Raw genomic sequence first — 20,401 nt, 5'->3', positions numbered from 1 at the left:
GATCCTGGTGGTTCATATTTAGGCAAAAGTAAAGTTTTTGCCATACGGATCGCACCGGATGGCAAAAACACGATTACTCCCTTAAAGCAACAGTGGCTGCACCAACCTCAATGCCACAAGCTTTTCCAAGCTTCTTCATTGAGTCTACATAGTAGATTGGAACTTGTTTTGATTTAGCGAGCGCTTCAACTTTGTGTACAACACGTGTATCTGCATCCTCAGCTACAATCAATTCATGAACCTCTCCGATCTCTAGGGCCTTTAGCGTCTGCTTAGTACCTACAATGAGGTCACTAGCTCGCTTTACTTTTTCATAAGACATGTTTCATCCTCCAAAGTAATAGGGTTCCGAGGCACACTTTGATATCTTATCACCCTGACATGTGTGTGTCAACCACTTAAGAATAGTTTTTATTCATGTGTTCCGACTTCCGCTAATACAGCTTTATTCGAAGCATCCTTTTGGTTGTCGTCATGAGTAGAAATTATGTTTAAGTGACGGTAGCGGTTCATACCTGTACCAGCAGGAACTAGCTTACCAATGATAACATTTTCTTTCAACCCAAGTAATTCATCACGTTTTCCTTTAATTGCTGCATCAGTTAGAACTCTAGTTGTTTCTTGGAATGACGCGGCAGACAGGAATGAATCTGTTTCAAGAGAGGCTTTCGTAATACCGAGTAATACTGGTCTACCCGTAGCAGGACGTTTGCCTATTCGTAAAACTTTCGCATTCTCATCATTAAAGTGTTGAATTTCGATTAGTGATCCAGGCAATACGCTTGTTTCACCTGCATCAACAACACGAATCTTACGTAACATCTGACGCACCATTACCTCTACGTGCTTATCACCAATTTCTACCCCTTGCATACGGTATACTTTTTGTACTTCACGTAATAGATATTCTTGTACTCCATTCATTCCGCGAACTTTAAGAAGTTCTTTCGGATCAATGGAACCCTCTGTTAAGCTTTCACCAGATTTCACATGATCGCCAACACTAACTTTAATTCTAGATCCGTAAGGAATTGCGTAGCTCTTCGTTTCCATTTCACTACGAACTGTTACCTCGCGCTTGTCACCTTCCTTGAAGTCGATTACTTCCCCTTCAATTTCAGAGATCGTTGCTTGACCTTTCGGGTTACGTGCTTCAAATAACTCCTGGATACGCGGAAGACCTTGAGTAATATCGTCTCCTGCTACCCCGCCTGTATGGAATGTACGCATTGTAAGCTGAGTTCCTGGTTCACCGATCGATTGCGCGGCGATGATACCAACTGCTTCTCCAACTTCAACATCGCTTCCTGTTGCCAAGTTGCGTCCGTAACATTGCTTACATACACCGTGACGAGTGTTACATGTAAAGACCGAGCGAATCGTCATTTCTTCTACACCAGCATCAATGATAATCTTCGCAATATCTTCTGTAATTAGCTCGTTTTTCTTAATTAATACGTCTTTAGTGCCAGGACGACGAAGTGTTTTGAACGCTACACGACCGACAAGACGGTCATACAAACCTTCAATAATTTCGTTTCCTTCTTTAATAGCCGCTACTTCAAGACCACGATCCGTTCCACAATCTGTTTCACGTACGATAACATCTTGAGCTACATCTACAAGACGACGAGTCAGGTAACCTGAATCGGCAGTCTTTAGGGCCGTATCAGCAAGACCTTTACGCGCACCATGTGTAGAGATAAAGTACTCGAGTACCGTTAAACCTTCACGGAAGCTTGATTTGATCGGAAGCTCGATGATACGACCAGACGGATTGGCCATTAAACCACGCATACCAGCTAGTTGCGTAAAGTTAGATGCGTTACCACGGGCACCAGAGTCGCTCATCATGAAGATTGGGTTATGCTTATCAAGCGTACCCATTAATTTATTTTGGATGATATCCTTTGCTTCACTCCAGACAGAGATGACTCGGTCATAACGCTCTTCCTCTGTGATTAAACCACGGCGGAATTGTTTCAGTATCTTCTCAACTTTATCTTCAGCTTTCGCAAGAATTTCTTTCTTCTCGGCAAGTACTACGATATCAGCTACCCCAACTGTAATACCTGCTCTTGTTGAGTGTTTAAATCCAAGATCCTTCATGCGATCGAGCATCTTAGATGTTTCTGTAATTTTAAACTTCTTGAATACTTCAGCGATGATGTTTCCTAAGAAGCCTTTCTTAAATGGTGTAACAACTTCACTTTCAGCAAAGTGTTTCGTCACATCTGTTGTGCTTGGAACAATGTATTTAGAAGGCGTTTCTACTTCTAAGTTCACTGTCGAAGGCTCATTAATGTAAGGGAATGTCTGCGGTAAAATCTCATTAAAGATCAATTTACCGACGGTTGTCAACAATAATTTATCTTGTTGATCTTCTGTAAATGTCGGCTTCTTAAGTGAAGCAACAGGAACTGCGACACGTGTATGAAGATGCACAAAACCATTTTGATATGCAAGTAGTGCTTCATTTGTATCCTTAAAGATCGCCCCTGTACCTTTCGCATCCTCACGTTCCATTGTTAAGTAGTAGTTACCTAATACCATATCTTGGGACGGAGTAACAACCGGCTTACCATCTTTCGGGTTCAAGATGTTTTGAGCTGCAAGCATAAGAATACGCGCTTCTGCTTGTGCCTCTGCTGATAAAGGTACGTGAACAGCCATTTGGTCACCATCAAAGTCAGCGTTATAAGCTGTACATACGAGTGGGTGAAGTTTGATCGCACGACCTTCAACAAGTGTTGGCTCAAACGCTTGGATACCTAGACGGTGAAGTGTAGGTGCACGGTTCAATAGAACAGGATGCTCACGGATTACTTCTTCAAGTACATCCCACACCTCTGGTTGAACACGTTCAACTTTACGCTTTGCACTCTTAATGTTATGAGCAAGACCTTTACTTACAAGCTCTTTCATAACAAAAGGTTTGAAAAGTTCTAGTGCCATTTCTTTTGGTAGTCCACATTGATACATCTTCAAGTTCGGACCAACTACGATAACCGAACGACCAGAGTAGTCAACACGCTTACCAAGTAAGTTTTGACGAAAACGTCCTTGCTTACCTTTTAGCATATGCGAAAGTGATTTCAATGGACGGTTACCTGGACCCGTTACCGGACGACCACGACGACCATTATCAATCAATGCATCTACTGCTTCTTGGAGCATACGTTTCTCATTTTGAACAATGATGTTTGGAGCACCTAAATCTAATAGACGCTTCAAACGATTGTTGCGGTTAATTACTCGACGATATAAGTCATTTAAATCAGATGTTGCAAATCGCCCACCATCAAGTTGAACCATTGGGCGTAATTCTGGTGGAATAACCGGTAACACATCGAGGACCATCCACGATGGCTCATTTCCAGAGTTACGGAATGCTTCAAGAACTTCTAAGCGCTTGATCGCACGAGTACGACGTTGCCCTTGAGCAGTGATTAATTCTTCTTTTAGGCCTTCAACCTCTTTTTCAAGATCAATGTCAGCTAACAGTTTGCGAATGGCTTCTGCACCCATTTGCGCTGTGAAAGAACGACCGTATTTATCACGGTATGTGCGGTATTCTTTTTCTGAAAGTAATTGCTTTCTCTCAAGAGGCGTTTCACCAGCGTCTGTCACTACATATGAAGCGAAATAAATGACTTCTTCCAGTGAACGTGGAGACATATCAAGTACAAGACCCATACGGCTCGGAATTCCTTTGAAGTACCAGATATGTGAGACAGGCGCAGCAAGTTCAATGTGCCCCATACGTTCACGACGTACCTTAGCACGTGTAACCTCTACTCCACAACGATCACAAACAACACCCTTATAACGAACGCGCTTGTATTTTCCACAATGACATTCCCAGTCCTTTTGAGGTCCGAAAATACGCTCACAGAACAAACCGTCTTTTTCAGGTTTTAATGTACGATAGTTAATCGTTTCTGGCTTCTTGACTTCTCCTCTTGACCAAGAACGAATCTTGTTTGGTGAAGCAAGTCCAATTTTCATATACTCGAAATTATTTACATCTATCAAGGGGCCAACCTCCCTTTTGATTTCCATGTCTTATCAAACACGCAAATTGTCCGTTCTCTATATTCTCTTTGTTCATATCTAAAAGAAGTTCAGACAGCAACAGGGGAACTAGTACATCTAGCTCCCACCTATTGCTTTCATTCTTATACGTTTGATTCACTCGACTCAATATTTAGATTGAGTTTTTCAGAAGCTTTTTCATCTTCATCAAGCTCTCTCATTTCAATCTCTTCTTCGTTGATTGAGAGCATTTTCACATCCATACCTAGTGATTGAAGCTCTTTGATTAATACTTTAAATGACTCTGGCACACCTGGCTCAGGTACATTTTCACCTTTGACAATCGCTTCGTAGGTCTTCACACGTCCGACAACATCATCGGACTTCACTGTTAAGATCTCTTGCAATGTGTAAGCAGCACCGTATGCTTCAAGTGCCCATACTTCCATCTCACCGAAACGCTGTCCACCAAATTGCGCTTTACCACCTAGAGGTTGCTGTGTAACAAGTGAATACGGTCCAGTTGAACGAGCATGTAGCTTATCGTCAACCATGTGAGCAAGTTTGATCATATACATGATTCCAACTGATACTCGGTTGTCAAATGGCTCACCAGAACGTCCATCATAAAGAACCGTCTTACCGTCACGCGCCATGCCGGCTTCAGCAAGTGTACCCCAAACATCTTCCTCGTTCGCTCCGTCAAATACAGGAGACGCAACGTGGATGCCAAGTTTACGTGCAGCCATACCTAAGTGTAGCTCAAGCACCTGTCCGATGTTCATACGAGATGGTACCCCTAATGGGTTTAACATGATATCAATCGGTGTTCCGTCTGGAAGGAATGGCATATCCTCTTCAGGCAGGATACGTGAGATAACACCTTTATTTCCGTGACGACCGGCCATTTTATCCCCTTGGTTGATTTTACGCTTTTGTACGATGTAAACACGTACTAGCTGATTCACACCAGGAGGTAGCTCATCGCCATCTTCACGATTGAAGATTTTTACATCAAGTACGATTCCGTCTCCACCATGCGGTGCACGAAGAGATGTATCACGAACTTCACGAGCTTTTTCACCAAAGATTGCGTGTAAAAGGCGCTCTTCCGCTGTTAATTCTGTAACCCCTTTTGGTGTTACTTTACCAACTAAAATATCGCCATCTTTTACTTCAGCCCCGACGCGAATAATTCCACGTTCATTAAGATTCTTTAACGCATCCTCCCCAACGTTCGGGATATCGCGAGTGATCTCTTCAGGTCCAAGTTTTGTATCACGAGCTTCTGACTCATACTCTTCAATATGAATAGAAGTATAAACGTCGTCTTTTACAAGGCGCTCACTTAAAATGATCGCATCCTCATAGTTGTAACCATCCCATGTCATGAAACCAACAAGAACGTTACGTCCAAGAGCCATTTCACCTTGTTCCATCGATGGACCATCAGCAAGGATTTCACGGTTTTCAACGACATCCCCTTCAGCCACGATCGGACGTTGGTTATAGCTTGTACCTTGGTTAGAACGGATGAATTTCTGTAGACGATACTTATCAAGGTCACCCTTAACTTGCTTTCCGTCTACATCTTCATAACGACGAACGAAAATTTCTTTTGCCGTTACACGTTCTACAACCCCCGGGTTCTTTGAAACAATTGCAGCCCCAGAGTCTCTAGCTGATACATGCTCCATACCTGTCCCGACAAGCGGCGCTTCTGGAATAAGAAGTGGCACGGCTTGACGTTGCATGTTCGCTCCCATTAGGGCACGGTTGGAGTCATCATTTTCTAAGAAAGGAATACACGATGTCGCAGCAGAAACAACTTGCTTAGGCGAGACATCCATATAATCTAAACGTTCACGTGGAACAACCGTGTTCTCTCCACGGAAACGAGCAATGATATTATCATTTACAAACGATCCATCATCTTTAAGACGTGCATTTGCTTGAGCGACAACATAGTTATCCTCTTCATCTGCCGTTAAGTAATCGATTTGTGCTGTTACTTTCCCTGTCTCTGGATCAACACGACGGTATGGAGTTTCCATAAAGCCGAATTCATTGACCTTCGCATAGGAAGATAAGGAGTTAATTAGTCCAATGTTCGGTCCCTCAGGCGTTTCGATCGGACACATACGACCGTAATGGGAGTAATGAACGTCACGTACTTCAAAGCCTGCACGCTCACGTGTTAAACCACCGGGTCCTAATGCTGATAGACGACGCTTATGCGTTAACTCAGCAAGCGGATTCGTTTGATCCATGAACTGAGATAACTGAGAGCTACCAAAGAACTCTTTAATTGATGCAATTACTGGACGAATATTGATTAGCGCTTGTGGTGTAATCATATTCGGATCTTGAATAGACATACGCTCACGAACCACACGCTCCATACGAGATAAACCGATACGGAATTGGTTTTGAAGTAACTCCCCTACAGAACGTAGACGACGGTTACCTAAGTGATCGATATCATCTGTATCACCTACACCATGTAACAAGTTAAAGAAGTAGTTAATAGATGCAAGAATATCAGATGTCGTGATGTGCTTAACCTCACGCTCTACAAGTCCATTACCGATGATACGGATTACTTGCTCACCCTCTTGATCATCTGGTGCATAGATCTTAATAGATTGTAGGTTAATTTCACTATCATCCACTACTCCTCCAGATGCATGAGCAGTACGGAATCCAATATTATTTTCTAGATTAGGAAGGATGCGATCAAGCGTACGACGATCTAACACCGTACCTTCTTCAGCAATCACTTCACCCGTCTCAGGATCAACTAGCGTTTCTGCTAAACGTTGATTAAATAAACGGTTTTTAATATGAAGCTTTTTATTGAGTTTGTAACGACCAACATTCGCTAAGTCATAACGCTTCGGATCAAAGAAGCGAGAATCAAGTAGACTTTTCGCATTTTCAACTGTTGGTGGTTCACCAGGACGAAGACGCTCATAGATTTCTAATAATGCCTTCTCCGTACTATCTGTGTTATCTTTTTCTAGTGAGTTACGAAGATACTCATCCTCACCTAATAGATCAATGATCTCTTGATCAGAACCAAACCCTAAAGCACGCAAAAGAACCGTCACTGGAATCTTTCTTGTGCGGTCGATACGGACATAAACAATGTCCTTTGCATCGGTCTCAAGTTCCAACCATGCTCCGCGGTTTGGAATAACAGTAGCGGTGAATCCTTTCTTCCCATTCTTATCAGTCTTTTGACTATAATACACACTCGGCGAACGAACTAGCTGAGATACAATGACACGCTCAGCTCCGTTGATTACGAATGTACCCGTCTCTGTCATCAATGGGAAATCACCCATGAATACTTCTTGTTCCTTTACTTCGCCTGTCTCTTTATTAATCAGACGGACCTTAACGCGTAAAGGAGCAGCGTACGTTACGTCACGCTCTTTTGATTCATCGACTGGATATTTCGGCTCCCCAAGACTATAATCAATAAACTCTAAAACTAAATTCCCTGTGAAGTCTTGAATTGGGGAAATGTCTTGGAACATTTCTCTCAGTCCCTCATCAAGAAACCATTGATAAGAAGCTGTTTGAATCTCAATTAAGTTTGGCAACTCCAACACTTCATTAATTCTTGCATAGCTTCTACGTTGGCGGTGGCGTCCATACTGAACAAGTTGACCTGTCAACTGATTCACCCCTCAAATCTCGCGTTATAGTATCTAAAAATGATCTGTCCTATGTACCGCTCCCTATATAATAAAAGAAGAGTTTATAGATTGAACATTTTTATAGATTGCGTGCACACCTGCTTGTCATGCTAGTCGCATCACAAAACAAGCTTAAAACATTTAAATCCTGACATAGCCATCACGTACAAAAAGAAAAAATGGTTTCCACTAAAAAACCACATTTCCACTCATTCGTTCGATTATACTAGTATAACCATATTTCCCCAGTACTATACAGAAATAAAAAAATGACAGCACGAAAAATAGGTAGTTATACGCATTAAATAACAATACCACAATGTCTAAACTGAGTCAATTTTTTTCGCACATAAAATTAAGTAGCCCTTTTTCTTGTTCACTACTTCTACGTTTCCATAGATAGCCTTTATTTTTTCCAATGCTGAAGGCGCGCCTTGCTTTTTCTGAATCACGACCCATAACTCTCCACCTTTTACTAAATGATCATAAGCTTGTTCGAAAATATCATGAACCACTTGCTTGCCCGCTCTAATAGGTGGGTTCGTGAGGATAGCTGCAAAATTCTGGAGGTGAACTTCGCTCAAACGATCACTTTGATACACTTGTACATTGGTCACCTGATTGGCTGTCGCGTTTTTCTTCGCTAAATCAAGGGCGCGTTCATTAACATCAACCATATGAACTTCTCGATTTCCTTCAATCGATGCCACAGTTATACCAATTGGTCCATAACCGCAACCTACGTCTAATAGCGGCCCTGAAATTTGAGGCATTACAAATGACTCGATAAGCAGGCGACTACCAAAATCAATTTCTTTTTTTGAAAATACCCCTCGGTCTGATATAAATGTAAAAGTTTTTTGCCGAAGTTCAAATGACCATGAACGTTCATCACTTTTTACATCGGGGTCTTTTGAATAATAATGCCCAGTCACGTCTCTTACGACCTCCCTTATATGCATTCTTCTCTTTATTTATAGTATCGACGTGTCATTACACATTCATAACGATTCTCTCATAATAAAAAAGACCCGCAGAGACGCGAGTCTTTTATATAAAGAGTTATTACTTAACTTCTACAGAAGCGCCAGCCTCTTCAAGCTTAGCTTTCATTTCTTCAGCTTCTTCTTTAGTTACGCCTTCTTTGATTGGAGCTGGAGCACCATCAACAACTGCTTTTGCTTCTTTAAGTCCAAGACCAGTGATCTCACGTACAGCTTTGATTACGCTGATTTTAGATCCACCAGCTGATGTAAGGATTACGTCAAATTCAGTTTGCTCAGCAGCGGCACCGTCGCCACCAGCAGCAGCTACAGCTACAGGAGCAGCAGCAGATACACCAAATTCTTCTTCGATAGCTTTAACAAGGTCGTTAAGTTCTAAAACAGTCATTTCTTTAACCGCTTCAATGATTTGTTCTTTAGTCATTTTAAAATCCTCCTATTAAATAAGTTTAGTTTTGTTTTGTTTTACTGTGCGAGATGCGTTAACTTACGCACCTTGCTCTTCTTTTTGGTCCGCAACAGCTTTTGTAGCAATTGCCAATCCACGAACTGGAGCTTGAAGTACGTTTGCAAGCATAGAAAGTAGACCTTCGCGTGATGGTAGTTCAGCAAGAGCTTTGATTTCTTCAACCGTAGCAACTCGTCCTTCAATAACACCAGCTTTAATTTCAAGAGCTTCATGCTTCTTAGCGAAGTCGTTAAGCACCTTAGCAGGAGCAATAACATCCTCAGCACTAAAAGCAACAGCATTCGGTCCAACAAGACTTTCGTTCAACTCAGAAAGTTCAGCTGCATCAGCCGCACGACGAGTTAAAGAGTTCTTGTAAACTTTAAATTCAATACCCGCTTCACGAAGTTGCTTACGAAGTTCAGTCACTTCAGCAACGTTAAGTCCACGATAATTAACTACTACTGTCGCTTTATTATCACGTAACTTATCAGCGATATCAGATACGATTTGTTTCTTTTGTTCTAGTACGCTCATCCTTACACCTCCCATGGTTTTATACCATACCGTTTAAGAAGCGATATAAAAATGCCCCCATGTAGACATGAGGGCATATTGATGTCAGTTGTTATAGTAACACTGAATCTATAGCTTACCTCGGTAGGAAATTAAGCAACAAGGCACCTACTGTCTACGGTATGATGTTCGTTTTGATCTTAATTGTGCGAAAGCACTCCTAAGAGTATAATTCAACTTTTACCAACTGTCAATAATTACTTCGTCATTGATGAAGCATTAACACGAACGCCAGGTCCCATTGTTGAAGCTACAGCAACATTCTTAACGTATGTTCCTTTAGCAGCAGCAGGCTTAGCTTTCATTACTGTTTCGATAATTGTTGAGAAGTTTTCAACAAGTTTCTCTGTTTCAAACGAAACTTTACCAATTGGTACGTGGATGTTGCCAGCTTTATCAACGCGGTATTCTACTTTACCAGCTTTGATTTCATTAACAGCTTTTTGTACATCAAATGTTACTGTACCAGTTTTAGGGTTTGGCATTAAGCCTTTTGGTCCAAGTACGCGACCAAGTTTACCAACTTGCGCCATCATGTCAGGTGTAGCTACGATTACATCAAAGTCAAACCAACCTTGGCTGATCTTATTGATGAAATCTTCTTCTCCTACATAGTCAGCACCAGCAGCTTCAGCTTCTTTTGCTTTTTCACCTTTTGCAAATACAAGAACACGTTGTGTTTTACCCGTACCATTTGGTAGAACGACAGCCCCACGAATTTGTTGGTCTGCTTTCTTAGGGTCAACACCTAGACGTACAGCAACTTCAACCGTTTCGTCGAATTTAGCTGTAGCGGTTTTTTTAACAAGTTCAATAGCTTCTTCAGCTACGTATGCCGCATCACGGTCTACAAGCTTCACAGCATCTTGATATTTTTTACCTTTTTTAGCCATGTTAATTTCCTCCTCGAATGTGGTTTTAGCGGTAATACCTCCCACTATTAAAGGTTGCGAACCTAGAAACTAGGTAAAGAGGGGTTTCCTCATCGCAACCTCCATAAAACAATGTTACTTATTAGTCTTCAATTACGATACCCATGCTACGTGCAGTACCTTCAACCATACGCATAGCTGCTTCAACGTCAGCTGCGTTTAAATCTGGCATTTTAGTCTCAGCAATTTCGCGCACTTTATCACGCTTAACAGTTGCAACTTTTTTAACGTTAGGCTCACCAGAACCTGACTCAATCCCAGCAGCTTTCTTAAGAAGAACAGCAGCGGGTGGAGTTTTAGTGATGAATGTAAACGAACGATCTTCAAATACTGTGATTTCTACTGGAATGATAAGACCAGCTTGATCTGAAGTACGAGCGTTAAATTCTTTACAGAATCCCATAATATTAACACCTGCTTGACCTAATGCAGGACCAACTGGTGGCGCTGGATTAGCTTTACCAGCAGGAATTTGCAATTTAACCATTTTAATTACCTTTTTAGCCACGTGACACACCTCCTTAGTCCGTGATGTGGTTATCCGGGTGTCTGCACCCTCCCACTCAAAAAACGGATGCACTCATGCACCCGATGGTTCATGTAGAAAAAACATGATGAAACATGAAGATTTTATCACCTTCAGCAGAAAGTTTCAAGTTTTTTCGTTAAATCTTTTCAACTTGATCAAAATCTAGCTCAACAGGCGTCTCTCGACCAAACATATTTACATGAACTTTAACTTTTTGCTTTTCCATATAAATTTCTTCAATCGACCCGATAAAGTTAGCAAACGGACCTTCTTTAACTTTCACTGATTCTTTCAAATCAAAGTCAAGCTCAGCTTTAGGCTCAGTTACACCCATTTGCTTCAAGATCGCTTCTACCTCTTCCGGCAATAGCGCTGTCGGTTTAGAACCTGCACCAGACGAACCAACAAAACCAGTGACACCTGGTGTGTTACGTACAACATACCACGAATCATCCGTCATGACCATCTCAACAATGACATAACCAGGAAAAACCTTCTTTATTACTTGTTTTGTTTTTCCGTTTTTCACTTCAGTTTCTTCTTCAACAGGAACAAGAACGCGGAAAATCTTGTCAGCCATGTCCATCGACTCAACACGCTTTTCCAAGTTAGCTTTTACTTTGTTCTCATATCCTGAGTACGTGTGAACAACATACCAATTTTTTTCCATGCTTACTAGGACGGTTTTGTCCTTCCCTCCTTCTTTAAACCATTGTCAATCTAAGACGGTTAACCTCTAATTATCCGAGTAATACGCGAACAATCGATGAGATTCCATAGTCTACAATTGCAAAGAAAACAGTAATAAACGCAACCGTCCCAAGAACAATCCAAGTATAACGAGTTAATTCTTTTCTAGTAGGCCACGATACACGTTTCATCTCTTGTACGACATCTTTCAAAAACCTTCCAATGTTCCTTTCGCCGCTAGCCACAGCAGACACCTCCAGCACCAATCAATATAGACAAACAACTGCACATCTATTCCGAAATTACTTACGATAAGCATAAATAATAACAAATGAACATAACATCCATAGGTAAAGCTTGGACTTCCATCACTTCATATCGAAAAGTGTTTTTCTTTAGCTCTATTGCCATAATAGGGTAAAAAGGCCAAAAAAAGAACCGCTCTACCTGTATTATTTGGTTTCACGATGAAGAGTGTGCTCATTACAATGCTTACAAAACTTCTTCACCTCAATGCGATGAACGTGAGTGAGTTTATTCTTTTCAGTTGAATAGTTTCTAGAATGACAAATCTCACAAGCTTGTACTACTTTATTACGCATTAAGCACCTCCGTGAACCTACATACACACCCATCCACTGTAGCATAGCAACCATAAGGTGTCAATTGCTTCTAATGATTCCAATTCACTTACTTCCCTGTTTTTACTAAGAAAAATAGCCCACCTCATTCCTAAATGAAAGTAGACTATTAATCAATCGTTAGTCATTACGCTAACGTGATACCCTTTAATTCTACATACCTCTCTAGTTTACGCTTCACTCGTTGCAAGGCATTATCAATCGATTTCACGTGACGATTTAAATCAACAGAGATTTCTTGATAGGATCTGCCATCTAAATACAACATGAGCACTTGCCGTTCTAGTTCACTAAGAATCTCACCCATTTTAAGTTCAATATCTTCAAATTCTTCCTGATTGATCAGTAGATCTTCAGGATTAGTCACTTTTGTCCCACTAATAACATCCATTAAAGTGCGGTCTGATTCTTCGTCATAAATTGGTTTGTCTAAAGAAACATAAGAATTAAGCGGAATATGTTTCTGTCTTGTAGCGGTCTTAATTGCCGTGATAATTTGACGGGTAATGCATAGTTCAGCAAAAGCCTTAAAGGACGCAAGTTTTTCCCCGTTAAAATCACGGACCGCTTTATAAAGTCCGATCATTCCTTCTTGAACAATGTCTTCGTGATCTGCCCCTATCAAAAAATAAGAGCGTGCTTTTGCGCGTACAAAATTCTTGTACTTATTGATCAGAAACTCAAGGGCTCTCGTATCTCCACTACGTACATACTCTACTAAAACATCGTCTGCCAATTGATCAAAACTAAGTGTTGATTTCGTTTCTTGAAGGTCCATGTGCACGACAATCCCCCCGACCTTAGATGTTGTCCAAATTATAGGAATATTATATAGCACAGATTTCCAGCTGGTCAACCTGTCATTGCTCACCTCGACGCCATCTTTCAAAAATTTCAATCATTTCATCATTTAAAGGTAGCTTTGTCGAATTTCGTTTATTTTTTATCGATTCGACACTTTTTTTAATACCCTTATTTGCCACTTCGAGTTCAATTAATAACTCTCTAGCAGACTTCCTCAATGCTCCACTTCCAAAGATCAAAGATTGCTCCGTAAAGTCCGATGTCGCGACATGAATTCTTGTATCGATTCGCTTTAACTCCAAGACTAGTCTCTCAATCCGTTCATCAGCTGTTTCGCTTTCTCTTGTATACATTACATCGACTCGGTAATTATGATAAAGCTTACCAATCCCAGCAACAAAGTGAGCATCAAAAACGACTATCACTTTATTGCCTGTATACGCTTGATATTCTGCCATACGTTCAACGAGACGGTCACGAGCCAGAGAGAGGTCGCGATCTTTTAAATCGCGTAACTCCGGCCATGCCCCTATCATGTTATACCCATCAACAAGGAGGATATCTTTCATTTACTTTTTTCCTAACGGATAACGATTACGGTACACTTCATACATCAAGAGGCTCGCCGCGACCGAAGCGTTAAGTGACGTTACCTTGCCGACCATTGGGATCTGAATCAAGAAATCACATTTCTCTTTAATTAGACGGCTAATCCCCTTACCTTCACTTCCAATTACAAGACCGATTGGCATATCAAATGAGGCTTGGCGATAATCTTCTTTTCCGCTGGCGTCTGTTCCAGCAAACCATAAGCCTTTCTTTTTCAAGTCGTCCATTGTGCGGGCAATATTTGTGACTCGTACAACTGGAATATACTCAATAGCACCAGTTGATGCTTTTGCCACTGTTTGCGTGAGGCCGACTGCACGCCTTTTCGGAATGATAATACCGTGTGCTCCTGCTGCATCAGCTGTACGCATGATGGAACCTAGATTATGAGGGTCTTCTAGTTCATCCAAAATTAAGAAGAATGGTTCCTCCCCTCTCTCTTTCGCTACCTTAAATAAATCATCCATTTCCGCATATTCATACGCCGCGATTGATGCCACGACACCTTGATGATTTGAGCTATCTACTAATTGCTCTAACTTCTTTTTCGGTGCATTTTGGATCAAGACTCCTTGTTCCTTAGCTAGCTCAATAAGCTTTGTCATTTGACCTTTTTGCGAACCTTCGGCGATCCATATCTTATTAATTGTATGTCCTGCGCGAAGAGCCTCAATAACTGGATTCTTTCCTAAAATAAATTCTTTACCCACGTTCTAACTCCCCTTTCTCCATATGACCATCAATAATTGAAACCACTTTCTCCATTAGTTCATCTAATCTGCTTGTCCGATTTTGCAAGTATAAAAAGCCCAGTACTGCCTCAAATCCCGTAGAATAGCGATACGTATTTGCATCTGTATTTTTTGGTATTGAGCCCGACTTTGCGTTTCGACCTCGCTTTAGAACAGCGCCTTCTTCTTCTGTTAGAAAGCCTTCATCTAACAATACATAAACAACCTTTGCCTGCGCTTTCGCTGATACAAACCGGGTTGCCTCCATATGGAGACGGTTCGGGCGTACTTTTCCTTGGGCAATGAGATAATATCGAACATACATATCTAAAACGGAGTCACCCATATACGCTAAGGCTAGCGCATTGAGCTGGGTGAGGTCCGTATTTGGTTCTATTAATTTCATCTTAACCTCGCTTCCAGCGAACACCTTGTGCCGTGTCTTCTAACAAGATTCCTTGCTCTTTCAGTTGATCACGAATCTCATCTGCTCTTTGGAAATTCTTGTTTTTACGTGAGTCATTACGTTCTGTAATCAGGGCTTCGATCTGTTCATCTAATAGCTCAACTTGTTCTCTTAGTTCAATCCCGAGCACCCCTGAAAGCTCATCAAATAGATCAATGAATAGTTTCAAAACTTCTTTGGACGTTTGTTCTTCACGTAAGTATCGGTTTGCTTCCTTCGTCAAATCAAACATAACGGCAATACCGTTAGCACTATTGAAATCATCATCCATTTCTTTGATGAACGTTTCTTTAAATTGTTCAATTTTTTCTGTCCATTCTTGTTTCTCCCCGTAGCCCGCTGACTCTTGTAGGCGATGTTCGAGACTTGCCACAACTGTACGTAATCTCTCTAATCCATTTTTTGCTCCTTCAAGCAATTCATCACTGAAATTAATCGGACTCCGATAATGTGCCGTCAGCATGAAAAAGCGCACGACTTCTGCAGAATGCTGTCGAATGATATCATGTGCCAAAACAAAATTTCCGAGTGATTTCGACATTTTTTCATTGTTAATGTTAATAAACCCGTTATGCATCCAATAATTTGCCATCGTTTTTCCTGTTAATGCCTCTGATTGAGCAATTTCATTTTCATGGTGAGGAAACGATAAATCTTTTCCACCTGCATGAATATCAATCGTATCTCCTAAATATTTCTTCACCATCGCTGAACATTCGATATGCCACCCAGGACGGCCCTCTCCCCATGGGCTCTCCCACGAAACTTCTCCAGGCTTAGCCGCTTTCCATAAAACAAAGTCAAGAGGGTCTTCTTTACGCACGTCTACTTCAATCCTTGCACCTGAGCGCAGGTCCTCAATCGACTGGGAAGAAAGTTTTCCGTAGCCTTCAAATTTCTTCGTGCGAAAGTATACATCTCCGCTTGCTTCATAGGCATAATCTTTTTCAATAAGTTTAACCACAAAGTCAATAATCTCTGGAATCGTCTCTGTTACACGCGGATGCTTATCTGCTTTTTTTACCCCTAGTGCACATGTGTCATTATGATACTCCTCGATAAATCGATTAGCCACAGCAAAAACATCTTCTCCTAATTCTTGAGCTGCACGTATAATCTTGTCGTCTACGTCTGTAAAGTTTGAAATAAACGTCACGTCATACCCACGATATTCAAGGTAGCGTCTAACCATATCATATACAATCGGAGGTCTAGCATTTCCAATATGAATGTAATTATAAACAGTAGGACCGCATACATACATCTTGACTTTGCCTTCTTCTATCGGGACAAATGTTTCTTTTTGTTTTGTTAAACTGTTATATAGTCTTATTGCCATACGATCGACTCCCTCAGTGATCTATTATCCTTAGTTTAATGCATATTATTTTCTTTACTACTTTGCTGCTTTAATCGTCTCTGTAACTCCTTGACTTCATCTTCTAGCTCTTTTAATTTATCGGCTATTGGATCTGGGAAAAGATGATGATCAAGTCCATCTAATATTTTCACCCCGTCTTGAACGACAATTCGACCAGGAATTCCTACTACCGTAGAATTTGCTGGAACAGGCTTTAGTACAACAGATCCTGCACCTATACGAGCATTCTCTCCAATGAGAAATGATCCTAACACTTTTGCTCCCGTAGCAATTAGAACACCATCGGCTACAGTAGGGTGACGTTTTCCTTTTTCTTTTCCTGTTCCACCGAGCGTCACACCTTGATAGATCGTGACATTATCTCCTATTTCACAGGTCTCACCAATGACGACTCCCATTCCATGGTCAATAAACAACCGTTGACCAATGACAGCACCAGGATGGATTTCAATTCCAGTGAAAAAGCGACTAATTTGTGACTGTACTCTCGCTAAAAAGTAGAATTTCTTTTTCCACATCCAATGGGCTAACCGGTGAGACCATATGGCATGAACACCAGAATACGTAAAAATAACTTCAAGTCGACTGCGTGCTGCGGGGTCTTGACTAAAGACCACATCGATATCATTTAACAGCGTATTGATAATTTTTCTCATCGCTCCCTCTCCCCCTTTTGAAACCCCATATCATGCAGAACGATAAAAAGCGCCCCTGTGCAATCATTGCACAGAGGCGCATGGCGCGGTTCCACTCTGTTTTTAGTGAAGACTAATACCTGATGTCTTCGCTATCTTAAATAGCGTGTAACGACGCCACTCGCTTTTCCCTACTATGCTTAGCAGTTCGGAAAAAGACTCAAGGGTGCATGTTCAAAGATAGTTGTTTAAACCACTTCCAGCCTTTGGTGGTTCTCTCTAGGAAACAAACTGAACTTCTACTTTTCCCTCTCAACATGTTCAACATATTTATTTATAGTAAGCGCTCCAGACGAGCAGATACGACCGCCTTGCCAAGTAACTCAATAGAATCCGGTAGATCTCGGCCATGTGTTTGACCAGTAGTAGCCACACGAATCGGCATGAAGAGCTTTTTGCCCTTTTGACCTGTAGCCTTTTGAGTTGCCTTGATTGCCCCTTTGACATTCACAGCATCAAATGTTTGAAGTTGCTCAATTTCATGTAAGAATTGCTTTAACACTTCAGGTACTTGCTCTTCGTCGAGAACAGCTTTCGCCTCTTCATTATACTCAATCTCTGTCTTAAAGAACAACTCTGTTAATTCCACAATCTCTGCACCATATTGTAACTGCTCTTGATATAGACCAATCAAGCGTTTTGCCCATTCACGGCGCTCTTCATTCATATCTTCTGGCAACCTACCTGCTTTAACTAGATGAGGAATGGAAAGATCCACTACCGTTTCTAAATCTGCCTTTTTCAAGTACTGATTATTCATCCAAGCAAGTTTTTCCGCATCAAATACGGCCGGTGCTTTTGAAACACGTTCAAGTGAGAACTGTTCGCCTAGTTCTTCCATTGTGAAGATCTCCTCTTCTTCAACAGGTGACCAACCAAGTAGAGCTAAGAAGTTAGTAAGCGCCTCTGGCATATAACCAAGTTCTTTATACTGTTCAACAAATTGAATAATTGACTCATCACGCTTACTCATCTTTTGACGATCTGGATTTAGAATAAGCGATGCATGAGCAAACGTTGGAACATCCCAGCCGAATGCTTGATAAAGCATGACTTGACGTGGTGTGTTTGATAGATGCTCTTCCCCGCGGATAACATGTGAAATTTTCATTAGGTGGTCATCAATTGTCACAGCGAAATTGTACATTGGTACACCGTCTTTTCTTGCAATAACGAAGTCGCCAATCCCATCTGATTCGAATGTCACTTTGCCACGGACAGCATCATGAATAACAATATCTTGGCCAGTAGGGACATGGAAACGAACAACAGGTTTTAGACCTTTTTCTTCGTAAGCCTTACGCTCTTCTTCTGTAAGGTTACGGTCGCGTCCACTGTACTTCGGCACTTCTCCGCGATCCATCTGAGCTTCTCGCTCTGCTTCTAACTCACTTTCAGTCATGTAACAGTAATATGCTTTGCCCTCTTTTAATAGTTGTTCAATATACTCTTTATACAGGTCAATACGTTCCATACAGCTATAAGGTCCGTATTCACCACCTACATCTATGCTTTCATCCCACTCAATACCAAGCCATTTTAAGCTATCCAAAAGCTTTTCTTTCGCTGAATCTACATTTCGCGCTTGGTCTGTATCCTCAATACGAAGAACAAACTTTCCGCCTTGATTTTTTGCGTAAAGATAATTAAATAAAGCCGAACGGGCACCACCAATATGTAAATGCCCCGTTGGACTTGGAGCGAAACGAACTCTAACGTCATTTCCCATTTCTTGCACCATCCATTTCTAAAATAGTATGCTTTTTATTGTAGCATTGTTCCAGTTTTACTGTGCGATTCTTTTTTTATTATGAAGGATTTTTTGTTAATAGAACCGTTGCTTGGGCAGCAATCCCTTCGCCTCTGCCGGTGAATCCCAATTTCTCTGTTGTTGTCGCCTTCACATTAACTTGACTTGTATCAGCCTCTAATAGTTCAGCAATCTTCGCTCTCATCTGTGAAATATGTGGAGCCATCTTCGGCTTCTCGGCAATAATTGTGCAATCAATATTTCCTAACTGATAGCCTTTGTCCTTCACAATATTCCATACATGAATCAATAATTTTGCTGAATCCGCATCTTTAAATTCAGGATCTGTATCAGGGAAATGCTTACCGATATCACCCTCTGCTACTGCTCCTAAAATCGCATCTGCTACTGTATGTAATAAAACATCTGCATCCGAATGCCCTAGTAAACCTTTCTCGTAAGGTATCGTAATTCCACCAAGAATCAGTGGACGCCCTTCGACTAATTGGTGTACATCAAAGCCCTGTCCAATTCGCATCATGCTATACTCTCTCCTTATGGTTCAAAATTGCTTCTGCAAACACTAAATCCTCAGGTGTGGTAATCTTGATATTCATATAATCACCTTCCACAATCGAAACCGAATCCCCCATCCATTCAAGAAGACTAGCATCATCCGTTCCAAGTTTTCCTGCATCGTCTGCTTTCTTATGGGCGGTTTTAATCCGTGCAGTCTGAAAGGCTTGTGGTGTCTGAATCGCCCATAGCTTAGAGCGATCCACTGTTTCTACTACACTCATGTCGTAGACACGCTTGACCGTATCTTTCATTGGAACAGCGATAGTGGCCGCACCTGCTTCATTTGCCTTGAGAACTAAGCGGTGAATGTATTCTTGGTCGATAAACGGCCTAGCTCCGTCATGAATGAGCACGATTCCGCTGTTCTCTAGTACATCTAGTCCATATTTCACACTTTGCTGCCTCTCCTGACCACCAAGAACAACCTCGATATCTTTTTTGCTACTCAAGGTAGATAGCAGACGAAACATCTCTTCACGTTCATTTTCACTTGCAACAACGATGATTCGATCACACCATGGGTCATTAGTAAAAGCTCGAACAGTATGGACAATGATTGGTTCATCTCTTAAATGAATAAATTGCTTGTTCATTCCTGCTTTCATCCGTTTCCCTTGACCAGCAGCTGGAATTACTACATGATAATGCATCTGATTTCCCCTTATGTTCAATCCATCCAACTCAAATGGCTATTTTTCTTTCAGGTCGCTCGCTTAAGCGGTTTATCTTATTTTATTTTATCATGATTCATAGAAATTACGCATATGATTTGGCAGAAAGTTGCTTTGTTCTAGTATGACAGAAAAAGAAAAGCACCTTCCTTTGAA

The 20,401-nt window shown here is 41.2% G+C and carries 20 protein-coding genes and 2 other annotated features; all 20 genes read right to left on the bottom strand.

Translation table 11 applies throughout. From position 1 onward, the window contains the following. Positions 1–73: 73 nt before the first annotated feature. The 20 genes from CDZ88_RS15860 to ispD all read right to left on the bottom strand — a co-directional run bounded on the left by CDZ88_RS15860 (position 74) and on the right by ispD (position 20,224). Positions 74–322: a 50S ribosomal protein L7ae-like protein gene (locus tag CDZ88_RS15860; RefSeq protein ID WP_100374439.1), complete on the bottom strand. Its 249-nt coding sequence runs from the start codon at positions 320–322 to the stop codon at positions 74–76. 89 nt (positions 323–411) lie between these two features. Further along, entirely contained in the window at positions 412–4,035 is a 3,624-nt protein-coding gene (gene rpoC / locus CDZ88_RS15855) for a DNA-directed RNA polymerase subunit beta' (RefSeq protein ID WP_100374438.1), read from the bottom strand. Positions 4,036–4,178: 143 nt separating this feature from the next. Continuing rightward, positions 4,179–7,718, bottom strand: coding sequence for a DNA-directed RNA polymerase subunit beta (gene rpoB / locus CDZ88_RS15850; protein WP_100374437.1), 3,540 nt, complete (start codon positions 7,716–7,718; stop codon positions 4,179–4,181). Positions 7,719–8,062: 344 nt separating this feature from the next. After that, the gene (locus CDZ88_RS15845; protein WP_100374436.1) at positions 8,063–8,674 is read right to left on the bottom strand and encodes a class I SAM-dependent methyltransferase; all 612 of its coding nucleotides are present in this window, start codon (positions 8,672–8,674) and stop codon (positions 8,063–8,065) included. 130 nt (positions 8,675–8,804) lie between these two features. After that, positions 8,805–9,167, bottom strand: a complete 363-nt coding sequence (gene rplL, locus CDZ88_RS15840) for a 50S ribosomal protein L7/L12 (RefSeq protein ID WP_100374435.1) — start codon at positions 9,165–9,167, stop codon at positions 8,805–8,807. A 63-nt stretch (positions 9,168–9,230) separates the two neighbouring features. Beyond that, positions 9,231–9,728, bottom strand: a complete 498-nt coding sequence (gene rplJ, locus CDZ88_RS15835) for a 50S ribosomal protein L10 (protein WP_100374434.1) — start codon at positions 9,726–9,728, stop codon at positions 9,231–9,233. Positions 9,729–9,765: 37 nt separating this feature from the next. Next, positions 9,766–9,906, bottom strand: a sequence feature (ribosomal protein L10 leader region). A gap of 58 nt (positions 9,907–9,964) precedes the next feature. After that, complete coding sequence (gene rplA / locus CDZ88_RS15830; RefSeq protein WP_157796572.1) at positions 9,965–10,660, bottom strand: 50S ribosomal protein L1; 696 nt, start codon at positions 10,658–10,660, stop codon at positions 9,965–9,967. 121 nt (positions 10,661–10,781) lie between these two features. Further along, positions 10,782–11,207, bottom strand: coding sequence for a 50S ribosomal protein L11 (gene rplK, locus CDZ88_RS15825; protein WP_100374432.1), 426 nt, complete (start codon positions 11,205–11,207; stop codon positions 10,782–10,784). Positions 11,208–11,364: 157 nt separating this feature from the next. Further along, positions 11,365–11,898 carry a transcription termination/antitermination protein NusG gene (gene nusG, locus CDZ88_RS15820; RefSeq protein ID WP_100374431.1) on the bottom strand — a complete coding sequence of 178 codons (534 nt, stop codon included), beginning with the start codon at positions 11,896–11,898 and terminating at the stop codon, positions 11,365–11,367. 70 nt (positions 11,899–11,968) lie between these two features. After that, complete coding sequence (gene secE, locus CDZ88_RS15815; RefSeq protein ID WP_100374430.1) at positions 11,969–12,163, bottom strand: preprotein translocase subunit SecE; 195 nt, start codon at positions 12,161–12,163, stop codon at positions 11,969–11,971. Positions 12,164–12,370: 207 nt separating this feature from the next. After that, entirely contained in the window at positions 12,371–12,520 is a 150-nt protein-coding gene (gene rpmG, locus CDZ88_RS15810) for a 50S ribosomal protein L33 (RefSeq protein ID WP_100374429.1), read from the bottom strand. 166 nt (positions 12,521–12,686) lie between these two features. Beyond that, positions 12,687–13,337, bottom strand: a complete 651-nt coding sequence (gene sigH / locus CDZ88_RS15805; RefSeq protein WP_198507875.1) for an RNA polymerase sporulation sigma factor SigH — start codon at positions 13,335–13,337, stop codon at positions 12,687–12,689. Positions 13,338–13,419: 82 nt separating this feature from the next. Continuing rightward, complete coding sequence (locus tag CDZ88_RS15800; RefSeq protein ID WP_100374427.1) at positions 13,420–13,932, bottom strand: NYN domain-containing protein; 513 nt, start codon at positions 13,930–13,932, stop codon at positions 13,420–13,422. Then, the gene (gene rlmB / locus CDZ88_RS15795; RefSeq protein WP_100374426.1) at positions 13,933–14,682 is read right to left on the bottom strand and encodes a 23S rRNA (guanosine(2251)-2'-O)-methyltransferase RlmB; all 750 of its coding nucleotides are present in this window, start codon (positions 14,680–14,682) and stop codon (positions 13,933–13,935) included. It abuts the gene before it with no gap. Then, positions 14,675–15,109: a Mini-ribonuclease 3 gene (locus CDZ88_RS15790; RefSeq protein WP_100374425.1), complete on the bottom strand. Its 435-nt coding sequence runs from the start codon at positions 15,107–15,109 to the stop codon at positions 14,675–14,677. The genes rlmB and CDZ88_RS15790 overlap by 8 nt, the downstream gene beginning before the upstream one ends. Position 15,110: 1 nt before the next feature. Next, positions 15,111–16,508: a cysteine--tRNA ligase gene (gene cysS, locus CDZ88_RS15785; protein WP_100374424.1), complete on the bottom strand. Its 1,398-nt coding sequence runs from the start codon at positions 16,506–16,508 to the stop codon at positions 15,111–15,113. 35 nt (positions 16,509–16,543) lie between these two features. Next, positions 16,544–17,206, bottom strand: a complete 663-nt coding sequence (cysE, locus tag CDZ88_RS15780; protein WP_100374423.1) for a serine O-acetyltransferase — start codon at positions 17,204–17,206, stop codon at positions 16,544–16,546. A 69-nt stretch (positions 17,207–17,275) separates the two neighbouring features. After that, positions 17,276–17,510, bottom strand: a binding site (T-box leader). A 9-nt stretch (positions 17,511–17,519) separates the two neighbouring features. After that, complete coding sequence (gltX, locus tag CDZ88_RS15775; protein ID WP_100374422.1) at positions 17,520–18,974, bottom strand: glutamate--tRNA ligase; 1,455 nt, start codon at positions 18,972–18,974, stop codon at positions 17,520–17,522. Between the two features lie 79 nt (positions 18,975–19,053). Beyond that, a complete protein-coding gene (ispF, locus tag CDZ88_RS15770; RefSeq protein ID WP_100374421.1) occupies positions 19,054–19,536 on the bottom strand; it encodes a 2-C-methyl-D-erythritol 2,4-cyclodiphosphate synthase in 483 nt (160 codons plus the stop codon). 1 nt (position 19,537) lies between these two features. Further along, complete coding sequence (gene ispD / locus CDZ88_RS15765) at positions 19,538–20,224, bottom strand: 2-C-methyl-D-erythritol 4-phosphate cytidylyltransferase (protein ID WP_100374420.1); 687 nt, start codon at positions 20,222–20,224, stop codon at positions 19,538–19,540. Positions 20,225–20,401 lie beyond the last annotated feature (177 nt).

It is taken from the genome of Bacillus sp. FJAT-45037 (assembly GCF_002797325.1).
Taxonomy (GTDB): domain Bacteria; phylum Bacillota; class Bacilli; order Bacillales; family Bacillaceae_D; genus Alkalihalophilus.
This window is presented reverse-complemented; position numbering and strand designations above follow the sequence as displayed.